The sequence below is a fragment of the Tabrizicola sp. genome (assembly GCF_022842145.1).
Classification (GTDB): Bacteria; Pseudomonadota; Alphaproteobacteria; order Rhodobacterales; family Rhodobacteraceae; genus Tabrizicola.
Genome location: NZ_JALHQD010000002.1, coordinates 374,856 through 396,316, shown reverse-complemented (window position 1 = coordinate 396,316; position 21,461 = coordinate 374,856). Strand labels below are relative to the sequence as shown.

At 66.8% G+C, this 21,461-nt stretch carries 24 protein-coding genes; 15 read left to right on the top strand and 9 right to left on the bottom strand.

What is annotated here, in order from left to right:
* The first annotated feature begins 29 nt into the window (after positions 1-29).
* From cobS to Q0C42_RS07025, 6 genes are all read left to right on the top strand, one after another.
* On the top strand, positions 30-800 hold the full coding sequence (cobS, locus tag Q0C42_RS07050; protein WP_295073950.1) for an adenosylcobinamide-GDP ribazoletransferase: 771 nt from the start codon (positions 30-32) through the stop codon (positions 798-800).
* A gap of 158 nt (positions 801-958) precedes the next feature.
* Positions 959-2,041, top strand: coding sequence for a 3,4-dihydroxy-2-butanone-4-phosphate synthase (gene ribB / locus Q0C42_RS07045; RefSeq protein WP_295073947.1), 1,083 nt, complete (start codon positions 959-961; stop codon positions 2,039-2,041).
* 4 nt (positions 2,042-2,045) lie between these two features.
* The gene (locus Q0C42_RS07040; RefSeq protein ID WP_295073944.1) at positions 2,046-2,546 is read left to right on the top strand and encodes a 6,7-dimethyl-8-ribityllumazine synthase; all 501 of its coding nucleotides are present in this window, start codon (positions 2,046-2,048) and stop codon (positions 2,544-2,546) included.
* Positions 2,543-3,013 carry a transcription antitermination factor NusB gene (nusB, locus tag Q0C42_RS07035; RefSeq protein WP_295073941.1) on the top strand — a complete coding sequence of 157 codons (471 nt, stop codon included), beginning with the start codon at positions 2,543-2,545 and terminating at the stop codon, positions 3,011-3,013. The genes Q0C42_RS07040 and nusB overlap by 4 nt, the downstream gene beginning before the upstream one ends.
* A 41-nt stretch (positions 3,014-3,054) precedes the next feature.
* The gene (locus tag Q0C42_RS07030) at positions 3,055-3,492 is read left to right on the top strand and encodes an META domain-containing protein (protein WP_295073938.1); all 438 of its coding nucleotides are present in this window, start codon (positions 3,055-3,057) and stop codon (positions 3,490-3,492) included.
* Between the two features lie 78 nt (positions 3,493-3,570).
* Positions 3,571-4,344, top strand: a complete 774-nt coding sequence (locus tag Q0C42_RS07025; RefSeq protein ID WP_295073935.1) for an ion transporter — start codon at positions 3,571-3,573, stop codon at positions 4,342-4,344.
* A gap of 210 nt (positions 4,345-4,554) precedes the next feature.
* On the opposite strand, the gene Q0C42_RS07020 is transcribed toward Q0C42_RS07025, so the two are convergent.
* Positions 4,555-5,499, bottom strand: coding sequence for an alpha/beta fold hydrolase (locus Q0C42_RS07020; protein ID WP_295073932.1), 945 nt, complete (start codon positions 5,497-5,499; stop codon positions 4,555-4,557).
* Positions 5,496-5,783, bottom strand: a complete 288-nt coding sequence (locus Q0C42_RS07015) for an SCP2 sterol-binding domain-containing protein (protein WP_295073929.1) — start codon at positions 5,781-5,783, stop codon at positions 5,496-5,498. The genes Q0C42_RS07020 and Q0C42_RS07015 overlap by 4 nt, the downstream gene beginning before the upstream one ends.
* Before the next feature lie 161 nt (positions 5,784-5,944).
* Here Q0C42_RS07015 and Q0C42_RS07010 point away from each other — a divergent pair, with 161 nt between their 5' ends.
* The 5 genes from Q0C42_RS07010 (at position 5,945) to Q0C42_RS06990 (ending at position 10,845) form a co-directional block, all read left to right on the top strand.
* Positions 5,945-6,412, top strand: a complete 468-nt coding sequence (locus Q0C42_RS07010; RefSeq protein ID WP_295074336.1) for a tetratricopeptide repeat protein — start codon at positions 5,945-5,947, stop codon at positions 6,410-6,412.
* Between the two features lie 3 nt (positions 6,413-6,415).
* The gene (locus tag Q0C42_RS07005) at positions 6,416-9,331 is read left to right on the top strand and encodes a helicase-related protein (protein WP_295073926.1); all 2,916 of its coding nucleotides are present in this window, start codon (positions 6,416-6,418) and stop codon (positions 9,329-9,331) included.
* Positions 9,332-9,655 carry an RNA-binding S4 domain-containing protein gene (locus tag Q0C42_RS07000; RefSeq protein ID WP_295073923.1) on the top strand — a complete coding sequence of 108 codons (324 nt, stop codon included), beginning with the start codon at positions 9,332-9,334 and terminating at the stop codon, positions 9,653-9,655.
* Between the two features lie 52 nt (positions 9,656-9,707).
* Positions 9,708-10,046 (top strand): ferredoxin FdxA, encoded by a 339-nt coding sequence (gene fdxA / locus Q0C42_RS06995; RefSeq protein ID WP_295073920.1) that lies wholly within the window; start codon positions 9,708-9,710, stop codon positions 10,044-10,046.
* Positions 10,047-10,332: 286 nt separating this feature from the next.
* Positions 10,333-10,845, top strand: coding sequence for a CarD family transcriptional regulator (locus Q0C42_RS06990; RefSeq protein ID WP_295073917.1), 513 nt, complete (start codon positions 10,333-10,335; stop codon positions 10,843-10,845).
* A gap of 66 nt (positions 10,846-10,911) precedes the next feature.
* Here the strand turns inward: Q0C42_RS06990 and Q0C42_RS06985 are convergent, their stop codons facing one another.
* Genes Q0C42_RS06985 through Q0C42_RS06975 form a run of 3 tightly spaced genes read right to left on the bottom strand, consistent with a single transcriptional unit; the run spans position 10,912 to position 11,984 of the window.
* Positions 10,912-11,070 carry a hypothetical protein gene (locus tag Q0C42_RS06985; protein ID WP_295074341.1) on the bottom strand — a complete coding sequence of 53 codons (159 nt, stop codon included), beginning with the start codon at positions 11,068-11,070 and terminating at the stop codon, positions 10,912-10,914.
* Positions 11,067-11,372, bottom strand: coding sequence for a hypothetical protein (locus Q0C42_RS06980; protein WP_295073914.1), 306 nt, complete (start codon positions 11,370-11,372; stop codon positions 11,067-11,069). Before Q0C42_RS06980 ends, Q0C42_RS06985 begins: the two co-directional genes overlap by 4 nt.
* 9 nt (positions 11,373-11,381) lie before the next feature.
* Positions 11,382-11,984, bottom strand: a complete 603-nt coding sequence (locus Q0C42_RS06975) for a riboflavin synthase (RefSeq protein WP_295073911.1) — start codon at positions 11,982-11,984, stop codon at positions 11,382-11,384.
* A gap of 109 nt (positions 11,985-12,093) precedes the next feature.
* Here Q0C42_RS06975 and Q0C42_RS06970 point away from each other — a divergent pair, with 109 nt between their 5' ends.
* The 3 genes from Q0C42_RS06970 (at position 12,094) to Q0C42_RS06960 (ending at position 16,644) form a co-directional block, all read left to right on the top strand.
* Complete coding sequence (locus Q0C42_RS06970; RefSeq protein WP_295074335.1) at positions 12,094-13,383, top strand: capsular biosynthesis protein; 1,290 nt, start codon at positions 12,094-12,096, stop codon at positions 13,381-13,383.
* 98 nt (positions 13,384-13,481) lie between these two features.
* Complete coding sequence (locus Q0C42_RS06965) at positions 13,482-14,612, top strand: polysaccharide biosynthesis/export family protein (RefSeq protein ID WP_295073908.1); 1,131 nt, start codon at positions 13,482-13,484, stop codon at positions 14,610-14,612.
* A gap of 97 nt (positions 14,613-14,709) precedes the next feature.
* Entirely contained in the window at positions 14,710-16,644 is a 1,935-nt protein-coding gene (locus Q0C42_RS06960) for a capsular polysaccharide biosynthesis protein (protein ID WP_295074334.1), read from the top strand.
* Here Q0C42_RS06960 and Q0C42_RS06955 read toward each other — a convergent pair.
* From Q0C42_RS06955 to ppk2, 4 genes are all read right to left on the bottom strand, one after another.
* Positions 16,641-17,975, bottom strand: a complete 1,335-nt coding sequence (locus Q0C42_RS06955) for an MATE family efflux transporter (protein ID WP_295073905.1) — start codon at positions 17,973-17,975, stop codon at positions 16,641-16,643. The genes Q0C42_RS06960 and Q0C42_RS06955 overlap by 4 nt on opposite strands.
* A gap of 73 nt (positions 17,976-18,048) precedes the next feature.
* Positions 18,049-19,005, bottom strand: coding sequence for a hypothetical protein (locus Q0C42_RS06950; RefSeq protein WP_295073902.1), 957 nt, complete (start codon positions 19,003-19,005; stop codon positions 18,049-18,051).
* Positions 18,990-19,628, bottom strand: coding sequence for a DUF1007 family protein (locus Q0C42_RS06945; RefSeq protein WP_295073899.1), 639 nt, complete (start codon positions 19,626-19,628; stop codon positions 18,990-18,992). Before Q0C42_RS06945 ends, Q0C42_RS06950 begins: the two co-directional genes overlap by 16 nt.
* 71 nt (positions 19,629-19,699) lie before the next feature.
* Complete coding sequence (gene ppk2 / locus Q0C42_RS06940; protein WP_295073896.1) at positions 19,700-20,620, bottom strand: polyphosphate kinase 2; 921 nt, start codon at positions 20,618-20,620, stop codon at positions 19,700-19,702.
* A 146-nt stretch (positions 20,621-20,766) separates the two neighbouring features.
* On the opposite strand from ppk2, the gene Q0C42_RS06935 reads away from it, so the two are divergent.
* The gene (locus Q0C42_RS06935; protein WP_295073893.1) at positions 20,767-21,435 is read left to right on the top strand and encodes a glutathione S-transferase family protein; all 669 of its coding nucleotides are present in this window, start codon (positions 20,767-20,769) and stop codon (positions 21,433-21,435) included.
* Positions 21,436-21,461: the final 26 nt, after the last annotated feature.

The window sequence follows — 21,461 nt, the reverse complement described above, 5'->3', positions numbered from 1 at the left end:
CACGCCAACGCCAGCCGGGATAAGCCGCTTTGACCCCAATCCGCGACATCGCCATCCGGCTGCCCAGCGACCTCCTGTCCGCCTTCGCGCTGCTCTCGCGGCTGCCCCTGCCCGACCACCAGGCCACCGGCGCTGCCTCGGCCTGGGCATGGCCGCTGGTCGGCGCGGTGCTGGGTGCCCTTGGGGCGGCGCTGGCGTCGGGCGCATTGTGGCTGGGTGTCACGCCGGGGGTAACGGCGGTGCTGGTCCTGGCCCTGTCCGCGATGCTGACGGGTGGCCTGCACGAAGACGGGCTGTCCGACACCGCCGACGGGCTTTACGGCGGCTGGACCAAGGCACGGCGGCTCGAGATCATGAAGGACAGCCGGGTCGGCAGCTACGGTGTCCTGGCGCTGGTCCTGGTGACGCTGGCGCGCTGGTCGGCGCTGACCGCGGTGCTGGTCTACGGGCAAAGCGGCGGCGACCACTGGGCGGCGCTGATCGCCACGGGTGCCCTGTCGCGCGCCCCGATGGCTCTGGTGATGTCGCTGCTCCCGAATGCGAGGGGCGAGGGCCTGAGCCACGCCACCGGTCGGCCAACCGCTGCGACGGCGCTGGCTTCTCTGGCTCTGGCAGCGGGAATTGCCGTGATCCTGACCGGCTGGACGGCGGTGCCGCTGGTCTTCGCAACGCTGACCGCCGCGCTCCTCCTGGCGTTCCTTGCATTGCGCAAGATCGGCGGGCAGACCGGGGACATTCTGGGTGCCACGCAGCAACTGGCCGAGGTGGCCTGCCTGTCGGTCCTTTCGGCGCGCATCTGACGCCGGAGGGCGATGTCGTCGAAGAAACCGTAGCGGGGTCTTTGAAGGCCTGGCCCTGCCGCGGCGCACATCGCCTCTGCACCGCAAGGGCCGCCACCCTCTGGCCTTTGTGCCCGGCCCGCGATACATGGGCCGGGAGAGCTTGCGAGGCACCCCCCATGTCCGAATTTTCCGACGCCATTTCTTCCACGGAAGAGATCATCGAAGACGCCCGCAACGGGCGAATGTTCATCCTCGTGGACCACGAGGATCGCGAGAACGAGGGGGATCTGGTGATCCCCGCACAGATGTGCACGCCGAACGCCATCAACTTCATGGCCATGCACGGCCGCGGGCTGATCTGCCTGGCCCTGACCTCCGAACGGGTCGACCAGCTGGGCCTGCAACTGATGGACCGGAAGAACTCCAGCCGCCATTCCAGCGCCTTCACGCTGTCGATTGAAGCGGTCGAGGGCATTTCGACCGGCATCTCCGCCGCCGACCGGGCGCGGACGGTGGCGGTGGCCACGGACCCGACCAAGGGCGCGGCCGACATCGCCAGCCCCGGCCACATCTTCCCGCTGCGCGCGCGCGATGGTGGCGTTCTGGTCCGGGCAGGCCATACCGAGGCCGCGGTGGACGTCAGCCGTCTGGCCGGCCTCAACCCCTCGGGCGTGATCTGCGAAGTGATGAACGACGACGGCACGATGGGTCGTCTGCCGGACCTGATCAAGTTCGGCCAGCGGCACGGGATCAAGATCGGCACGATTTCGGACCTGATCGCCTACCGCCGCAAGCACGACAACCTGGTCAAGGAACGCTCGGTCAAGGCCGTGACCTCCGTCCACGGTGGCGACTGGCTGATGCGCGTCTTCGTCGACGACCTGCAGGGTGCCGACCACGTGGTGCTGACCAAGGGCGACCTTTCCACGCCTGACCCGGTGCTGGTCCGCGTCCACGCGCTGAACCCGCTCGAGGACGTGCTGGGCCTCGGCGAAGGGTCCGACCTGCCCGCCGCCATGCGCATCATCGCGGCCGAGGGACGGGGGGCGGTGGTCCTGCTGCGCGACACCTCGATGAAGATGGTCGAGGATGGCGAGCAGTCGCCCCAGACGCTTCGCCAGTACGGCATCGGCGCGCAGATCCTGTCCGCCCTCGGGCTGTCGGCGATCACGCTTGTGACCAACTCGGTCCAGCCCAAGCTGGTGGGCCTCGAAGGCTATGACCTGACCATCGCGGGCACCCGCGCGCTGAAGGATTGACGCGATGGCGACCGCCGAGACGCATTACACCCTGCCATTGCCCACGTTCGACAAGCCGGTGAAGCTGCTGATCGTGGTCGCGCCCTACTACAAGGACATCGCCGACAACCTTGTCGCCGGGGCCCGTGCGGTGGGGGCGGCCTGCGGGGCCGAGGTGGAGCTGGTCGAAGTTCCCGGCGCGCTCGAGATCCCCTCGGCGATCGCGATGGCTCAGCGGCTGGCCGACTATGACGCCTACGTGGCGCTTGGCTGCGTGATCCGGGGCGAGACCACGCATTACGACACCGTCTGCAACGATTCCTCCCGCGCGATCAGCCTTCTGGGTCTGCAGGGCGCCTGCATCGGCAACGGCATCCTGACGGTGGAGAACCGCGCCCAGGCCGAGGTGCGGGCCGATGCGGCAGGGCAGAACAAGGGCGGTGGTGCCGCTGCGGCGGCCTTGCACCTTGTGGCGCTTTCACGCAAATGGGCCGGAAAATCCAAAGGGATCGGTTTTCGGGCATGACCACGGCCAAACGCGACGAAAAGCGCCAGATGAAATCCGCCAGCCGGCTTTACGCCGTGCAGGCGCTGTTCCAGATGGAAAGCTCGGGCCAGACGATCGAATCCGTGACCCGCGAGTTCGAGACGCACCGTTTCGGCGCGACCTACGACGAAGGCGAGTTTGCCGAGGGCGACGTCGACCACTTCCGCGCCGTGGTGGCATCAGCGGTGAACTGGCAGGCGAAGATCGACCAGATGACCGACCGGGCGCTTGTCGTGACCTGGCCGATCGACCGGATCGACCCGGTCCTGCGGGCGCTGTTTCGGGCGGCCGGGGCGGAACTGGTGGACATGGTCACACCGCCCAAGGTGGCGATCACCGAATACGTCGACGTGGCCAAGGCCTTCTTTCCCGACGGGAAAGAGCCGAAGTTCGTCAACGCCGTGCTGGATCACATGGCGCGCGAGGCCAAGCCCGAGGCCTTCTGACGCGTCAAAGGGATATCTGACCCAATGACGGAGCCGATACGATGCGCCTTTTGCCCCTCTTTGCGGCCCTTGCGATGACCGCCTGCACCACCGCCGAAGCCCAGGACCCGACCTCGGACCCGACAGGGGTCGAATGGCAGCTTCTGGCCATCGACGGCCAGGTCGTCGACATCCCCGCAACGCTGACCCTGAACGCGAACGGCTCGGTGGCGGGCAAGGCACCCTGCAACAGCTACGGCGGGCAGAACCGGGCCACGTTGCCCGATCTTGCCCTTCCCGCGCTAAGGGCCACCCGCATGGCCTGCGACCGGCTGGCCGACGAGAAGACCTACTTCACCGCCCTCTCGGAGATGACCCGGCTGGAACGGTCCTCGGCCAGCACGCTGGTCCTGACCGGACCGGACGGGCGCAGCATGGAATTCGCCCGCGATCTGCAAAGCAGCCTGACGCGCTGCACGACCTGCGCGCCACAGGACTAGCTTTCCCGTCCTCGGGGACTGGACGCGGCAGACAGACGACCTCATATCGGCGGCAATGTCCCAAGTTGCCGAGGTCCCATGTCCCGCCGCGCCGCCGTTGCCGATTTCCTCGACCGCCCGGCGGTCGCGCGCTTCATCATCGTGGTCATCCTGGTGAACGCCGTCACCTTGGGGCTCGAGACCTTCCCCGCGGTGATGTCCCGGGCCGGAACGCTGATCCTTGCCATCGACCGGATCTGCCTTGCGATCTTCGTGGTTGAACTGGCCCTGCGGCTTTTCGCGCTTGGCCCGCGCTTCTTCCGCTCGGGCTGGAACGTCTTCGATTTCCTCATCGTCGGGATCTCGCTTCTGCCGGCCACCGGCAGCTTCTCGGTCCTGCGGGCTATGCGCATCCTGCGGGTGCTGCGGGTGGTGTCGGCAGTGCCGAGCCTGCGCCGCGTGGTCGACGGTCTGGGCCGCGCGCTGCCGGGGATGGGGTCGGTCTTCCTTCTGATCCTGATCATCTATTACATCGCCGCCGTGATGGCGACGAAGCTCTTCGGGGCAAGCTTTCCGCAGTGGTTCGGCAGTCTGACCGCCACGTCCTTCACGCTCTTTCAGATCATGACCCTGGAAGGCTGGTCGGGCGAGATCGTGCGCCCGGTGATGGAAGTCTATCCCTATGCCTGGGCCTTCTTCGTGCCCTTCATCCTGATCACGACCTTTGCCGTGCTGAACCTGATCGTCGGCCTGATCGTCAGCTCGATGCAGGAGGCCTCCAGCGAAGCCGAAGAGCAGCGCGACCAGGTCTTCGAAGCCAAGGTCATGGAGCGTCTGACCGCCATCGAGCAGAAGCTGGACGCGCGGAACTGACGACGGGAGGGTGGGCGGATCGCCCACCCTACGCCTGCGCGCCTGCTTGCCGTGAGTATGCTGGTGGAAGGTTGTACCACCGCGAAAGGCTTCCACAGGTTTAACGCGGGCGTTCACAGCCCGCGTGGACTTGCAACAAACCCCAGTCACGCCTCCTGCCGTCAAAACCCCGGACGCAGGCGTAGGGTGGGCGATCCGCCCACCGTCCCCTTAGCGGTTCGCGTCGAACAGCGCGGCGGCGCGGTCGAAGAACCGAGCGCGGGCGGCGGGGCCTTCCATCATGATCTCGTGCTCCGCCCCCGGGTAAAGATCGAGTTGGCCATTCGACCATGCCGCCATCCGCAGATGGATCGGCGGCACGTCCACGACCTTTTCCGCGGTCCCCAATGCACAGACCGTCGGCACCCGTGGCGCGGGCATCCGCGCCAGCGCGGCGCATTCGTTCAGCGCGGCCTTCAGCCAGGTGATCGACGGCCCGCCAAGCGCCGCCTCCGGCACCTCGACCACCTGGCGGCGCATGTAATCCCACATGTCGCGGTCAGTGGTCAGGACATTGCCCGCGAAGGGCTGGCTGACGAGGTAGGGCTGCCCGCCCGTCGTCGGGGCATAGCGGTTCCCGATCCCCAGGGGACGGGCCAGCGCACCGACCACCGACGCGACGGGCCGCAGCCAGGCGGCCATCGCGATCCCCCACATCGGTGCCGAGAATACCGCCGCACGGATCGGCAGGTCCCGCATCAGGGCGCGAAGCCCGATGCAGCCGCCCATCGAATGTGCCATGAGAAACCAGGGGTGCGGCAGGCCGGCGCGCGTGGCCTCGGCCAACATCGCGTCGAAGTCCTGCTGGTATTCCGAGAAATCACCGACATGGCCGACCATCCGGTCCGGAAAGGCCCGGTCCGCCAACCCTTGCCCGCGCCAGTCGATCGTGATCACCGAAAAGCCGCGCGCCACCAGGTCGCCCACCGCGCGGCCGTACTTCTCGACACACTCCGTCCGGCCGGGCAACAGCAGGATGGTCCCCTTGTCCCCCGCCTTCCACCAGGCCACGCGGACCCGCGCCGCCCCGGCCTGCAGCCAGACGCAGTGGGCGCCCGGCGGCCCGTCGGCCAGGTCTGCGTAGAACGGAGCTTCGGAGACCGTGCCGTCCTTCACCCCAGCACCGAACCCAGCTTCATCGCGAGACCCATATTGCCGTCCACCGACAGCTTGCCGGTCATGAAGGCCATCGTCGGGTTCATCTCGCCATCCAGGATCGCGCGGAAGACGTCGGCGTCAGCGGTCAGGGTCACGTCGGACTCTTCGTCGCCCGACCGCACCCCGGCGTGGTCCAGCATGATCGCCCCCTCGCCCGGGATGACGAACTTGGCAACGCCGTCAAATCCGCCCGACAATTTCGCAGTAAGCGCCTTCACGGCGGCATCAATCATTTCGCTCATCAAAGTCTCTCCTTCGTGACCCCGGCGCCTCTGGCAATCTGGCGTGGATCGTCTAGTTTCAAGATATGGGCGTGAAAGTTGCCATTCTCAATCGTATCGTTGCGGCACTTTTGCCGCTTTTCCTGACTTGCGCCGTCGCGTTTGCCGAGGACACCGCGAAGCTGGATGGTTTGTTCGACCGCCTGAAGACCGCCGAAGAAGCCGAGGCGGGCCGGATCGAGACGGAAATCTGGATCGAATGGTCGAAATCCGGCTCTCCGGCGATGGATCTTCTGCTGCAGCGCGGGAAAGATGCGATGGCCTTGGGCGAAACCGGCCAGGCGATCGAGCATTTCACCGCCGTCATCGACCACGCCCCCAGCTTCGCCGAGGCCTGGAACGCGCGGGCGACCGCCTATTACATGGCGGGCGAGTTCGGGCCTTCGGTCGCAGACATCGGCCAGGTGCTGACGCTGAACCCCCGGCATTTCGGGGCCTTGTCGGGGCTTGCGATGATTCTCGAGGAAACCGGCAAGCCGGACCGTGCGTTGGAGGTTTACAAGGCTGCCCTCGCGATCCATCCCCATCTTCAGGGCGCCTCGGAAGCGATCGAGCGTCTGGAGACCGAGGCCGAGGGTCAGGAGCTTTAAGTCATGGACGCCCCGCGGCGGGTGACGGCGGTCCTTGGACCGACGAACACTGGCAAGACCCATCATGCGATCGAGCGGATGCTGTCGCACCGGACAGGCGTGATCGGCCTGCCGCTGCGCCTTCTGGCGCGTGAGGTCTATGACCGTATCGTCGCCAAGGTCGGCCCGTCCGTGGTGGCGCTGGTCACGGGCGAGGAACGCATCGTCCCCGAACGCACCCAGTACTGGGTCTGCACCACCGAAGCGATGCCGCTGGAGATCGGGGCCGATTTCGTCGCGGTCGATGAGATCCAGCTTTGCGCCGACGCCGACCGGGGCCATGTGTTCACCGACCGCCTCCTCCGCGCCCGGGGGCTGAACGAGACGCTGTTCCTCGGGTCCGACACCATGCGCGCGGCCATCGCGGGGCTGGTGCCGCATGTGACCTTCCTCAAGCGTGACCGAATGTCGACGCTGACCTATTCGGGGTCGAAGAAGATCAGCCGGATGCCGGAACGGTCGGCCATCGTCGGCTTCTCGGTGGAAAACGTCTATGCCATCGCCGAGCTGATCCGCCGCCAGAAAGGCGGTTGCGCCGTGGTCATGGGCGCCCTCAGCCCGCGCACCCGAAACGCCCAGGTCGCGCTTTATCAGAACGGGGACGTGGATTACCTGGTGGCGACCGACGCCATCGGCATGGGCCTCAACCTCGACATCAGCCACGTTGCGTTTTCCTCGACGGTGAAGTTCGACGGCCGCCGGATGCGCGCGCTGTATCCGCAGGAACTGGCCCAGATCGCCGGTCGCGCCGGCCGCCACACCGAAGACGGAACCTTCGGCGTCACCGGCGAAGCGCGGCCCTTCGACGAGGATGTCGTCGAAGCCATCGAGACCCACCGCTTCGCCCCGGTCAAGAAACTGCACTGGCGCAACGAATCGATGGATTTCGGCTCGGCCGACCGCCTGATCCGCAGCCTCGAGGCCCCCACCTTCAACGAATGGCTGACCCGCGCGCGGGATGCCGACGATGTGCTGGCCCTCAAGGCCTTGTCCGCCATGCCCGAAGTGCAGGACAAGCTGACCGATGCAAAGCGCGTGCAGCTTCTCTGGGACGTCTGCCGGATTCCGGACTTCCGGTCGTCCTCCGGCCCCGAACACACGGCCCTCCTGACCCGGATCTTCGAATTCCTCGTCGGCCGGGGTCTTGGCGGGGGCCGCATCCCCTCGGACTGGCTGGCGCAGGCGATCAAGCGCATCGACAAGACCGACGGCGATATCGACACATTATCGCGCAGGCTGGCCTATATCCGCACCTGGACCTACGTCACCCAGCGGAAAAACTGGGTTGCAGACGAAAGCCATTGGCGGGATGAGACTCGCGCTGTAGAAGACCGCCTGTCGGATGCGCTGCATGCGGCGCTGACGCAACGATTTGTCGACCGGCGGACGAGTGTTCTGCTCCGCCGGTTGAAGCAGAAGGAGGCTCTCTTGGCCGAAGTGAATGACAAGGGCGAAGTGACGGTCGAAGGCGAATTCGCCGGGAAACTGGAGGGCTTCCGCTTCAAGCAGGATGCCTCGGCGACGCCCGATGCCGCCCGCACGCTGGCCCAGGCCGCGATCCAGGCGCTGAAGCCGGAATTCCACCTGCGCGCCGACCGGTTCTACAACGCGCCGGACACCGAACTGGACTTCACCGAACAGGGTGGCCTCATGTGGGGCACCAACGCGGTGGGCAAGCTGGTCAAGGGCGCCGAACCCGCGAAACCGGGAGTCGAAGCCTTCGTGGACGAAGAAGCCGGTCCGGAAGTGGTGGAAAAGGTCCGCCGCCGCCTGCAGCACTTCATCGACCGCAAGGTCGCCGCCCAGTTCGAGCCCCTGCTCGCCATGGCCCGCGATGAGGCTCTGACCGGCCTTGCCCGCGGCTTCGCCTTCCGCCTGTCCGAGGCGATGGGCGTCCTGCCGCGCGAGGCCGTGGCCTCCGAGGTCAAGGAGCTGGACCAGGAAGCCCGTGGTGCCTTGCGCAAGCACGGCGTCCGTTTCGGCCAGTTCACCATCTTCCTGCCCGCCCTCCTGAAGCCCGCCCCGACCCGCCTGCGGCTGGTGCTGTGGTCGCTGTGGAACGGCCTCCAGGAATTCCCCGAATCGCCGCCTCCGGGCCTGGTGACGATCCCCAACGTCCAGGAAGTGCCGAAGCAGCACTACACGCTGGCGGGCTACCACCCGGCCGGAACCCGCGCGATCCGCATCGACATGCTGGAACGCCTCGCCGACATCCTGCGCCAGAAGGACTCGCGCGCCGGGTTCGAAGCCACGCCGGACATGCTGTCGATCACCGGCATGACCCTCGACCAGTTCGCCGACCTGATGGCGGGCCTGGGCTACAAGGGCGAAAAGGCCGAACGCGCCAAGGTGAAAGCCGCCGAAGCCGCGAAGGTCCCGGAAATCTCGGCCGAAGCCGCCGCCGCCATTGCAGCGGGCGTGCCCATCCCCGAGGAAGTCTCGATCCTGGCCCCGCCGCCGGAACCCGAAGCCGAACCTGCGGCACCCGAGATGGAGGCCTTCTACACCTTCACCTGGGCGCCGAAGCCCCGCCCGCGTCCCGAGCGTGCCCCGCGCCCCGAACGCAAGGAAGGCGAAGCGCCCCGCGCACCGCGTGGCGACCGTCCCCAGGGCGAGCGGCCCCAAGGTGACCGTCCGCAAGGCGACCGGCCCCAAGGTGATCGGCCCAAGGGCGACCGCCCGCAAGGGGATCGCCCGCGTGGCGACCGTCCCAAGGGCGACCGTCCCCAGGGCGACCGTCCGAAAGGCGACTACAAGGGCGGCAAGCCCCAGCGCGACGACCGGCAGAAGTCCTACGAGGCCCGCCCGCCCCGCGCCGAAAAGCCGATCGATCCCGACAACCCGTTTGCGGCCCTTCTCGCCCTTAAGGGCAAGGTCTGATTGGCCGGGCCTTCGGGCAAACCTGATCCAGCCGCTGCCGCAAGGGTGCGGCTGGACAAATGGCTCTGGCAGGCCCGGTTCTTCAAGTCGCGCAGCCTGGCCGCCGGGATGATCGAGGAAGGCCATGTCCGCGTGAACGGCACCCGGATCAGCCGCCCCGGCCGCGACGTGACGCTGGGCGACACCCTGACCTTCCCGCAAGCCAACCGCATCCGCGTCGTCCGCATCCTGGCCCTGGGCCAGCGCCGCGGCCCCGCGTCCGAGGCGCAGGCGCTTTATCTGGACCTCGATCCGGGCCCATCTGCCCCGGACCCGCTTGAATGATCCGCCCGTCTGCCTTAGCTAGGCGCAAACGCTTCGTACCAAGGCCACGCCCATGACCTACGTCGTCATCGACAACTGCATCGCCTGCAAATACACCGACTGCGTCGAGGTCTGCCCGGTCGACTGCTTTTACGAGGGCGAGAACATGCTCGTCATCCACCCGGATGAGTGCATCGACTGCGGCGTCTGCGAACCCGAATGCCCCGCCGACGCAATTCGCCCCGATACGGAACCGGATATGGAGGAATGGGTTTCCTTCAACCGGAAGTATGCGGTGCAATGGCCGGTGATCGTGACCAAGAAGGACCCGCTTCCCGGCTATGAAGAGCGTGACGGCGAGACCGGAAAGCTGACCAAATATTTCTCCGAGGCCGGCGGTAGCGGCGGCTGAAGACCTATGCGATTCGGGCATATCTGTGGCCCCGAATCGGTGACAACGCGGGAAGTTCCGTGATTACAAGGCGTTACGTCTGAACTGCCCGGTTTCGCGGCAGTTGGAATCAGGCGCGTTTTGTGTTATGGTTCCTTTACAAAACAAGCACGGATGCCGAACCGAAGGCTTAGGCCAGCGCCCAAGCCAAAATTTTTTGTGACAATCCAGCTCCACTCGCCTGAACTTGCGTTCAGGGCGCGCGGGGTCTTTGTCGCGGAACGGCGTCCCTTCTGGGGATAAGTGAATGACCAAGTCGAAGAAGCCTGAATTCCGCCCGAACGATTTCGTGGTCTACCCGGCGCACGGCGTCGGCAAGATCATCTCGATCGAGGAGCAGCAGATCGCCGGAATCCAGCTCGAGCTTTTCGTCATCTCCTTCGAGAAGGACAAGATGACCCTGCGCGTCCCCACCCACAAGGCGGTGGAAATCGGCATGCGTGCCCTCTCGGCGCCCGACGTGATCACCAAGGCTCTCGACACTCTGAAGGGCAAGGCCAAGGTCAAGCGCGCGATGTGGTCGCGCCGTGCCCAGGAATACGAACAGAAGATCAACTCGGGCGACCTTCTGTCGATCGCCGAAGTGGTCCGCGACCTGCACCGCGCCGACGACCAGCGCGAGCAGTCCTATTCCGAGCGTCAGCTTTACGAAGCCGCGCTGGAACGCCTGACCCGCGAAGTCGCCGCTGTGTCCGGCGTGGACGAGGCCGGAGCGGCCAAGCAGGTCGACTCGGTCCTGGTGGGTCGCGTCGCGGCCTGATATTTCGATCTAGCGAATAAAACATGGCGGTCCCTCGGGGGCCGCCATTTCTTTGGGCCTATGGGATCAGCGAAAACGCCATCTTGCCTGCGCCCGCTTCACGCGCAGCCGCACCACCTCGATCGGCAGGGTCGGCAGCAACCGCTCCCGCGCCGCAGACCAGCAATGCTTGCGCCAACTCACCCCGCCCTCCAGCGAGGGCCCGCCATTATGCCCAAGGGTCATGGCTGGGTATCCTCGCTGCCATAAGCCCGCCCTGACCGCCGGGCGCGCAGAGCTTTGATCACCTCATGGACAGCCAGCGCGACCAAGGCGCCCCAGACGGCTAGGGCGGCGTAGACGATCTGTTCAAGCGAGCTCATCGCACTGTTGCTCAGCGCGGCCTGCACAGCCAGAACGGTTGCGACACCGACAGCAAGGCCGAAGCAGGCCAGAAAGACCCAGCGGTTGCCAAGCCAGCCCGTCACCAGCCCGACGAAAAGACCGGCGACACTGAAGGCAACTGCAAGTCCTGCGATCTCGCCCATCGCGTTACCCTAGTCGTATTCGCGCAGCCGCGCCACGTAGCGGGCCATCGTATCGACCTCAAGGTTCACCTTGTCCCCCACGGCCACTTCGCCCCAGGTCGTGACCTCCTGCGTGTGCGGGATCATGTTCACTCCGAACTCCGCCCCCGCGACCTCGTTCACCGTCAGCGAGGTCCCGTTCAGCGCCACCGACCCCTTGGGCGCGATGAACTTGGCCAAAGCCTCCGGCGCGCGGAAGGTCACGCGCACCGACCCGCCTTCCGGCCGGACCGAGATCACCTCGGCCACCCCGTCGACATGACCCGAGACGATGTGCCCGCCCAACTCATCCCCGACCTTCAGCGCCCGCTCCAGGTTCACCCGCTTGCCGACCGGCCAACCGTTGTGCCCGATGTTGGTCTTTGACACCGTCTCGCCCGAGATCTCCACGTCGAACCAGCCTTCCGGCTCGGCCCCCAGCGCCACCACCGTCAGGCAGACCCCGTCGCAGGCGATCGAGGCCCCGATATCGATGCCGCCCACGTCATAGCGCGTGGCGATCCGCGCGCGCAGATCACCCGTGACCTTCGTCTCGACGATCCGACCGACATCTGTGACAATTCCGGTGAACATGCGTGCCTCCTGCTGCTTTCGTCCGAGGTAAAGCCCCCCCGCCGCGCTTGCAAGCCTGCGACCCTTCGGGCCATATCGATTCACCATTCCGCAACCGATCCAAGGCAGTCTGCGCAAGGTGAGCCGCCCCATACGCCGCTTCCTCTTTCTGCAAGGCCCGCATGGACCCTGGTTCCATCGGCTGGCCTGGCTGTTGCGCCTGACGGGGGCAAAGGTCTGGCGGGTGGGCTTCAACCTCGGCGACCGGGTGTTCTGGCCGGGACCGGGCTACATCGCGTTCAAGGGCAAGCATGACCAATGGCCGGACACCTGCGCCGACCTCATGGCGCAGCACGGCATCACCGACCTCGTGCTTTACGGCGACACGCGGCCGATCCATGCCCAGGCGATCGCCCTGGCCAAGGACCGCGGCATCACCGTGCATGTCTTCGAGGAAGGCTATCTGCGCCCCTACTGGGTCACCTACGAACGCAGCGGATCGAACGGGCATTCCCGGCTGATGGAGCTTTCGGTGCCCCAGATGCAGACCGCGCTTGCCAAGGTCGACCTCGACCTGCCCGAGGTGCCGGCAACCTGGGGCGACATGCGCGAGCATATGTTCTGGGGCGCGCTTTATCACGGCTGCGTCGCCCTCGGGGGCCGCGTCTACCGCAACTTCCGGCCGCACCGGGCGCTGACCGTCTGGCAGGAATTCCAGCTTTACCTCAACCGCTTCCTCCTGATGCCGGTTCACCGGCTGGAGCGTCGTCTGGCCACCTGGCGCATCCGGCGCGGCGGATTTCCCTATCACCTGGCGATCCTGCAACTGGAACATGATGCCAGTTTCCGCGACCATTCGCCCTTCTCCAGCATGACCGACTTTCTGGCCGTGGTGATCGACGGCTTTGCCAAGGGCGCGCCGCCGCATCACCACCTGGTCTTCAAGGCCCACCCGCTGGAGGATGGGCGCATACCGATCCTGCCCGCGATCCGCCGCCTTGCGGCGGAGCATGGGCTGTCCGGCCGGGTGCATTTCGTCCGCGGCGGCAAGCTGGCACAGCTTCTGAACGACGCGCGCTCGGCGGTGACGGTGAATTCGACGGCGGGTCAGCAGGCGCTCTGGCGCGGCCTGCCGCTGCGCACCTTCGGCGACGCGGTCTATGCCAAGCCGGAATTCGTCTCGTCGCAACCGCTGGAGGAGTTCTTCACGACGCCGCAGCGCCCCGACACGCGCGCCTACCGCGATTACCGGCATTTCCTGCTGGAAACCTCGCAGGTCGTGGGGGGCTTCTACTCCGTTCGGGGGCGCAGGCGGCTTCTGCGGCAGGTGGTGGACATGATGCTGGCGGCCGAGGATCCCTATCAGGCCCTGACCTCGGGCACAGCGGCACCGCGGCAACAGTTCCGTCTCGTCCGCTGAATTCCGCGTGCCCGACTGGTCAACCAAAGGGCGATTCGCTAGAGTTCCCTTTGAAATCCTGACGCAAGACGCAGGGGCATGGGGCGGTGGCGGTAAGAATGTCGTACACGGTTAAGGCAGTTGTCCTGCTGACGAGCCTGACGCTTGTCGCGTCCTGCGGCCTCCCGCGCTCCGGTCCCACCAAACGCGAGGTCCTCTCCGGTTCGGTCGAGGCCAAGGGCAACGCGCACATCGTTCCCGTCACCTCGGCAGTATCCGCCGCAACCGCGGTGCAGCCCAGCTTCGGGTTCAGCGATGGTTTCCGCAACGCGGGCCTTGTTGGCGCTGACACGATTTCGACCGGCGACACGATCAGCGTGACCGTCTACGAAAACGTCAAGGACGAGCCGCTTCTTGGCAATACCGGCCAGCGCGTCTCGGGCCTGTCCGAGCTTCAGGTCGACGGCCAGGGCTACATCTACATTCCCTACGCCGGCCGCATCAAGGCTGCGGGCCAGACGCCGGAAGGCCTGCGCCAGGCGATCACCCGCAAGCTGGAAGACCAGACCCCCGACCCGCAAATCAGCGTCTCGCGCAATGCGGGCGGTGGCTCGACGGTGTCGATCTCGGGTCAGGCGGCCTCGAACGGGGTCTATCCGATCGAATCCTCGACCCGCACATTGGCCACCATGCTGGCCAAGTCCGGTGGCGTCACCGTCGACCCGGCCGTCGCCATCGTGCGCGTGACGCGGGGCGGGCACACTGGCAGGATCTGGCTCCAGGACCTGTACGAAAACCCCGCGCTGGATATCGCGCTGCGGCCCGGCGACAAGATCATGATCGAGGAAGACAGTCGCAAATTCATCGCACTGGGTGCCACGGGTACGCAAAGCACGGTGCCCTTCGAATCCGCCACGCTGTCGGCGCTGGAGGCGATTGCCACGGTGGGCGGGCTCTCGACAATGGCGGCGGACCCCAAGGGCGTCTTCATCCTGCGTGACGAAAGCGAAGGGATCGCCCGCGCGGTGCTTGGCCGGTCCGATCTAATCGGCGACCAGCGCATCGTCTATGTGCTGGACCTGACCGAACCCACGGGCCTGTTCGAGGCGCGCGATTTCCTGATCCGCGACGGCGACACGCTTTACGTGACCGAGGCACCTTACGTGCAATGGCAAAAGACGCTGAGCGCGATCACGGGATCGACCGCGGTGGCCTCGAACCTGGCCAATACCGCCAATTCCGGGAACTGAGCCCGCCGTGCCGAAGGGGTTCGGCGCGCTGACCGGGGTGCCCCGGCGGCTTTGCCACCAGAACCTGTCCTTCCTGCGCGACCGCCACTTGCACCGGATGCTGGAACTTGCCGGGCACGAATTGCGCCTGGGCTTGCCCGGCCCCGAGGATGGCGTTGCGGTCTGGGGCGCAAGCCCCACGGCCTGGCGCGGCGAAGCCATCGCCGCCCGCCGCGGGGTGCCCCTCATCCGGATCGAGGACGCCTTCCTGCGCTCGGTGCATCTCGGACGCCAAAGCGGCGAAGCGCCACTTGGCCTCCTTGTCGACCCGGTCGGAGTCCATTTCGACAGCAGCCGCCCCTCCCGGATCGAGGAGATTTTGCAGTCGCCGGACTTGTATAATTCAAACCTTCTGGATCAGGCAAAGCGGCTAACTGATTGTTTAATTTCCGCTGGATTGTCCAAATACAACAATTTTGACATGGACCTGCCTGCGCCCGCACCCGGATATGTCCTTGTCGTCGACCAGACCGTCGGCGACGCCTCGATCCATCGCTCGGGGGCTTCAAAGGCGACCTTCCGGGACATGCTGGCTCTCGCGCGGCGGGATCACCCCGAACGGCGCGTTGTCATCCGCACGCACCCCGAAAGCGGCGCGGGCCTGCGTCCCGGCCATTTCGGTTCGGGCGATGCGGGGGGGCGGGTCAGCCTTCTGACGGCCCCGGTGTCGCCCCACCGGCTTTTGGCAGGGGCGGCGCAGGTCTTTACCGTGTCGTCGCAGATGGGGTTCGAAGCGATCCTGCACGGCCATAGCCCGCGGGTCTTCGGTCAGCCGTTCTATGCCGGCTGGGGTCTCAGCCAGGACGAGCAGCCAATCCCGCGCCGCACCCGAATGCTGACCCGGGAAGAGCTTTTCGCCGGTGCCATGCTGCTGGCCCCCCTCTGGTACGACCCCTGCCGCGACCGGCTCTGCGGGGTGGAGGAGGTGATCCACCAGCTTCAGGCCGAGGTCCGCGCCTGGCGCGAGGACCGGCATGGGCATGTCGCGGCCGGGATGCGACTCTGGAAGCGGGGGCGGCTGCAAGCGGTCTTTGGCGGCACGAAACCCCTCCTGTTCCGCGACGCCCCCGCAGCCGCCGACCGGCGGGCCAGCCGCTCGGGGCGCGGCCTGCTGCTCTGGGCGGGGAAAGAGCCCGAAGCCTTTGCGCCGAAGGCCCGCTGCCTGCGGGTCGAGGACGGCTTTTTGCGCTCACGCGGGCTGGGCGCCGAATTGGTGCCGCCCCTGTCGCTGGTGACGGACGACCTCGGCATCTATTACGACCCGACCCGCCCTTCCCGGCTGGAGACGCTGATGGCCACGCCCCTGACCGACGGCCAGCGCCACCGGGCTGCGGCGCTGATCGACCGGCTGCAGACCGATGGCCTGACCAAGTACAACCTTCCCGGCGCGGTGCCGTCGCTGCCACCCGGCCACCGCATCCTGGTGCCCGGCCAGGTCGAGGATGACGCCTCGATCCGGCAGGGCGCGGGCGAGGTGCGCACGAACCTTGACCTTCTGCAGGCCGTGCGGGCGGCCAACCCCGGCGCGGTGATCCTTTACAAGCCGCATCCCGACGTCGAAGCCGGCCTTCGCCCCGGCGTCATCGACGCAAGCGGTCTGGCCGACCTGGTCCTCGCTCAAGCCGACACCGCCGCCCTTCTGGCCGAGGTGCAGGAGGTCTGGACCATGACCTCGCTCACCGGCTTCGAGGCGCTCCTCCGGGGTGTCAGCGTCACCTGCCTGGGTGCGCCCTTCTACGCGGGATGGGGCCTGACCCGCGACCTTGGCCCGATACCCGACCGCCGCACCGCCCGGCCCGACCTTGTGCAACTGGTCCATGCCGCGCTGATCGCCTATCCGCGCTATTGGGACCCGGTCAGCCACCGCCCCTGCCCGGTCGAGGTCGCCCTTGATCGACTGGCAGCGGGAGATATCCCGCATCCCGGCCGGATGAACCGGCTTCTTTCCAAGCTGCAGGGCCGACTGGCGGGCTACGCGCATCTCTGGCGCTAGCGCACCAGCCGCCAGAAGCGCCACATCAGGCTTGCCGCCGCACAGATCAGCCCGACGACCAGCCCCAGCCACAGCCCCACCCCGCCATAGCCCAGCGGAAACGCCAGGACATAGCTGCAGGGGATGCCGATCAGCCAGTAGCTGACCGCCGCAAGCCACATCGGCACCCGGGTATCCTGCACACCGCGCAAGAGGCCCAGCGCCATGACCTGCATTCCGTCGGCCAGCTGAAACAGCGCAGCCAAGCCCAGCAAGACCGTGCCATAGGCCAGGATCGTCTCGCTTTCCGGCTTCGATAGGTCCAGAAACAGCGCCACGATGGGCCGTGCGGCCGACAGGAACAGCGCCACCGACGCAAGTGCCACCCCGAACGAGATCACCACCGCCACCTTCGCCGCCCGCCGCAGTGCGACCCGGTCGCCCTGCCCGTCAAAGCGGGCAATGCGGATCGTCGCCGCACTGGACAGGCCGACGTGCAGCATGAAGGTCAGCGCCGCCACCTCCAGCGCAATGCCGTGGGCGGCCAGCTCGACCGTGCCGATCCAGCCCATCATCAGCGCCGAGGCCTGGAACAGCCCGCCCTCGGCCAGCCCGGTCAGCCCGATCGGCAGTCCCAGGTTGAAGACCTGGCGCATCGCGTGCCAGTCCGGCCGCCAGAAGCGTTGGAACAGGTGAAAGCGCCGCAGCTCGGGCAAGAGATGCGCGTAAAGGGCCAGGATGATCAGCGACACGACCTGGACCGTCACCGTCGCGATGGCAGCCCCCCGCGCGCCAAGTTCCGGAAAGCCCCAGTTGCCGAAGATCAGCGCCCAGTTGACGCCGATGTTCAGCAGCACTGCGGCCAGCGTGACCCAAAGGACCACCTGCGTCCGGTGCAGGGCCGAAAGATAGCTTTGCAGCACCGTGACGACCAGCGCCGGCACCATACCCAGCCCCGCGATCCGCATGTAGTCGCTGGCGATGGCCGAGACCTCGCTGTCCTGGCCCAGGGCCAGCAGGATCGGCTCGGACCACCAGAAGACCGGATAGACCATCAGGCCATAGGCGATCGACAGCCAGATCCCCATCCGGGTATCGCGGCGAACCCGGGTTTCGTCATCGCGGCCAAGGGCTGCGGCAACCATCGGCATCACCGCCTTGGCAAAGCCCGACCCAAGCACGAAGACGATGAAGAAGGACGAGGCGCCCAGCACCACGGCGGCCAGCGAGACGACGCCGTACCAGCCGACCATGACCGTATCGGTCACATGCAGCGCCATCTGCGCCAGATGCGATCCGACAAGCGGCAGGCCCAGCACGAGCGTCTCCCGCGCGTGGGTGGTTTTGGACATTTGTGACGTCATGCCGCAGGCTTATCCGCGCTCCCGTGGCGGCACAAGCCACCCTCTCCGCCGCGCCGCGGCGTCAGAGGGCCTGGATCAAGAGACTACCGGCGGCAATGGCGATCACCGCCCCGACGGCCAGCTGCACCAGCGGCATCGCCCGGGCGACACCGCCCGACCCAAGGCCCGACAAGGCCCCCTCCCGCGCCCAGACCGCCAGCAGCGCCGCGGCGACCGTGACCAGCGCGGTCCCAAGTCCCATGACGAAAGCCCCGGCAACCCCTGCCGCGGCAATACCCAGTTGCCAGGTCAGGACCAGCACGAACAGCGCGCCCGAACAGGGCCGCATTGCGATGCCGGCGACCAGTGCCAGCCCGTCGCGGAACGAGCCGACCCGCTCCACCTCATCGACCGTCGGGCCGTGTGCATGGTTGCATTCGGGGCCGTGGTCGTGGTGCCCATGCTTGTGCTGCCCATGTCCGTGCCCGTGCCCGTGATCATGGCCGTGGCCGTGCTGATGACCATGCGCGCTTGCCTTGGCATGCGCCTGCAGCCGCAGTCCCGCGACCCCGCACCAGACCAGCCACAGCCCCAGCCCGGCGATCATCGCATGGCCGATGGGCGTCACCCAGGTCTCTGCCGCGCCCTCGACGGCCGTGCGGGTCAGCCCCAGCACCGCCACCGCCGCATAAACGAGCGCCACCGCCACGGCCGCCTGTGCCAGGCTTGACGCCAGCGCCAGCCCCGCCAGCCGCCCGACCGGCACCCGCCGCGCCACACCGTAGCCGCCGATCACCAGCTTGCCATGCCCCGGCCCCGCCGCATGCAACACGCCGTAGCCGAAGCACACCAGCCAGAACGCGGCCAAGGCCCCCGGCTCTCCTCCGCGCAAGGCACGGATCGCGCCCGCCAACCGCTCTTGCGCTGCCCGCTGGGCAGATTGCAGCCACTCGGCCAGTGGCCCCAGCGCGCCCGTCAGCCAGAGGACCAGCCCAAGCCCCACCAGTGCCAGTCCGGCGAAGCCTAAGGCGCGGCGCATGTTACGCGGACCTCCTCGGCGAAGTTGGCCCCCACTGCCGGGAACTCGGCTTCAAGGTCGACATCCGGAGTGTACTCCGACAATGCCGCCTGCAGCGCTTCGGTCGCGGCGTCCATGTCCGGGACAAAGACCTGCGCCGAACACCCCGTGCCGCCTGTCACCACCGGATCGAAGGGAATCGCATAGGCGACGTAATAGCCCGGATCATAGACCTGCACGACCAGCGGCTCTGTTCCGACAGGAACCGGGGCCGCGAAGTCGCGGACATGGGTCGAAGTGATCTTCCCCTCGGCATAGCCAGCCGTCCAGTCGCGCGGTCCCGACAGCTGCAACGGCGCCCCCGCCATCAGGGGATAGGTGTCCCCCTCGTAGCCCTCGATCCACTTCATGTCGAAGCCGGACAGCTGTGCCTCCTCCTCGGGGGTAAGCTTGCCGTCCCAGTCGGGGTCCAGCCCCATGTCACCGACGATGTACAGCGAATAAAGGTCGTCATAGGTCCAGGTGACCTGAAGCCCGGTCGCCTCGTTCCGGTCGTTGAGCAGCACCTCGATCTTCGTGTCGATGAAGACATGCGGATGGGCCAGCGCCGGGCCCGCCGCAAGACAAGAAAAGAGGAATGCCATCCGCCACATGGCGGGCAACTTAGTGGCGCCGGGGCGAAACGCCAAGGGCAGCGCACCGCCCCCGGCGCAGATCAGCCGCGCTGCATCGCCGGATGGGTCGCCGCATCATAGATGTCGGGTCCCATCCCCAGCACCTGCTGCGCCCGCCCGACGATCAGCGGATCGGGGGTGCCCACCACCGCATGGTCCTTGTTCGGATAATCGATGGTCGACAGGAAATGCCGCATGCAGTTTAGCCGCGCCCGCTTCTTGTCGTTCGACTTCACGATCACCCAAGGCGCGTCGGCGGTGTCGGTGTAGAAGAACATCGCTTCCTTCGCCTCGGTATAATCGTCCCAGCGGTCAAGGCTGGCCTTGTCGATGGGGGACAGCTTCCACATCTTCAACGGATCGGTTTCCCGCGCCAGAAACCGCGCCCGCTGCTCTTCCCGCGTGACGCTGAACCAGTATTTGTAGAGGCGAATGCCCGACCGGACGAGCATCCGCTCCAGTTCCGGCGCCTGCCGCATGAACTCCAGATATTCGGTGGGACTGCAGAACCCCATCACCCGCTCCACGCCCGCCCGGTTGTACCAACTGCGGTCGTAGAACACCATTTCCCCCGCCGTCGGCAAATGCGCGAGGTAACGCTGGAAGAACCACTGGCCCTTCTCCACATCGCTTGGCTTGGTCAGCGCGCAGACCCGGGCATAGCGCGGGTTCAGATGCTCCATGAACCGCTTGATCGTGCCGCCCTTGCCGGCCGCATCGCGCCCTTCCATCAGGATAACGAACTTCTGCCCGGTCTCCTGCGCCCAGATCTGCACCTTCAGCAGCTCGGCCTGCAGCTTCGCCTTTTCCGTCTCATAAGCCACCCGGCCCAACAGCCGGGCGTAAGGATAGCGCCCCGACTCGAAAGCCTGATGCAGCGGGTTGTCGGCCACCGGAAAGGTCTTGGGACCCGGCACGGCTTCTGCGGCCTCTGGTTTCAGGATCGTCGCACTGTCGTCCATCGGGGCACCTCCATCACATGACCCCGCAGCCTTGGCACGGACTGCGACATTCTGCCTTGATCCCGATCAAGAACCCGCCTGACGCTTGCCCCTTTTGCTTCCCCCTGCCCCGGCATAGTCTGGCCCCGACAGCGATGGAGTCCCCCATGTCCACCCTCTACGGCGTCTTCCGCAGCCGCGCCTCGCGCCCGATCTGGCTGCTCTACGAACTCGGGGAGGCTTTCGAGCATGTCCCCGTCATCCAGGCCTACCGCCTGAAGGACGCGCATGCCGCCGATGCTCCGTTCAACACCGCCTCGCCCGGCTTCCTGAAGGTGAACCCCATCGGCCAGATCCCGGCTTACGTCGAAGGCGACCTCGTGCTGACCGAAAGTCTTGCCATCACCAACCACATCGCCCGCACCCGCGGTGGCGATCTTGCGCCAAAGACCCCGGCCGAGGCGGCGCATCTCGACCAGTGGACCCTCCTCGCCGTCACCTCCATCGAAGGCCCGGCGCTCGAGATCCAGACCATCACCGGCCAGGGCGGCGACAAGACGGCCGAGGGCCAGGCCGCCATCTCGATCTGCGTCGCCAAACTCCGCCGCCCCTTGGCGCGGCTGGAAGCGCACCTTGGCGCGCACAGCCACCTGCTGGGCGACCGTTTCACCGTGGCCGACCTGAACCTGGCCGAGTGCCTGCGCTACGCCCAGGGCCACCCGACGCTTCTGGGGGAATTCCCGGCGGTGAAAGCCTGGCTGGAACGCTGCCAGTCGCGCGAGGCGTTCCAGCGGATGTGGTCCGCCCGGATGGCCGAGCCGGCAAACCCGACCTGACACGCGGCGCGAAAGCTGCCTGGTCC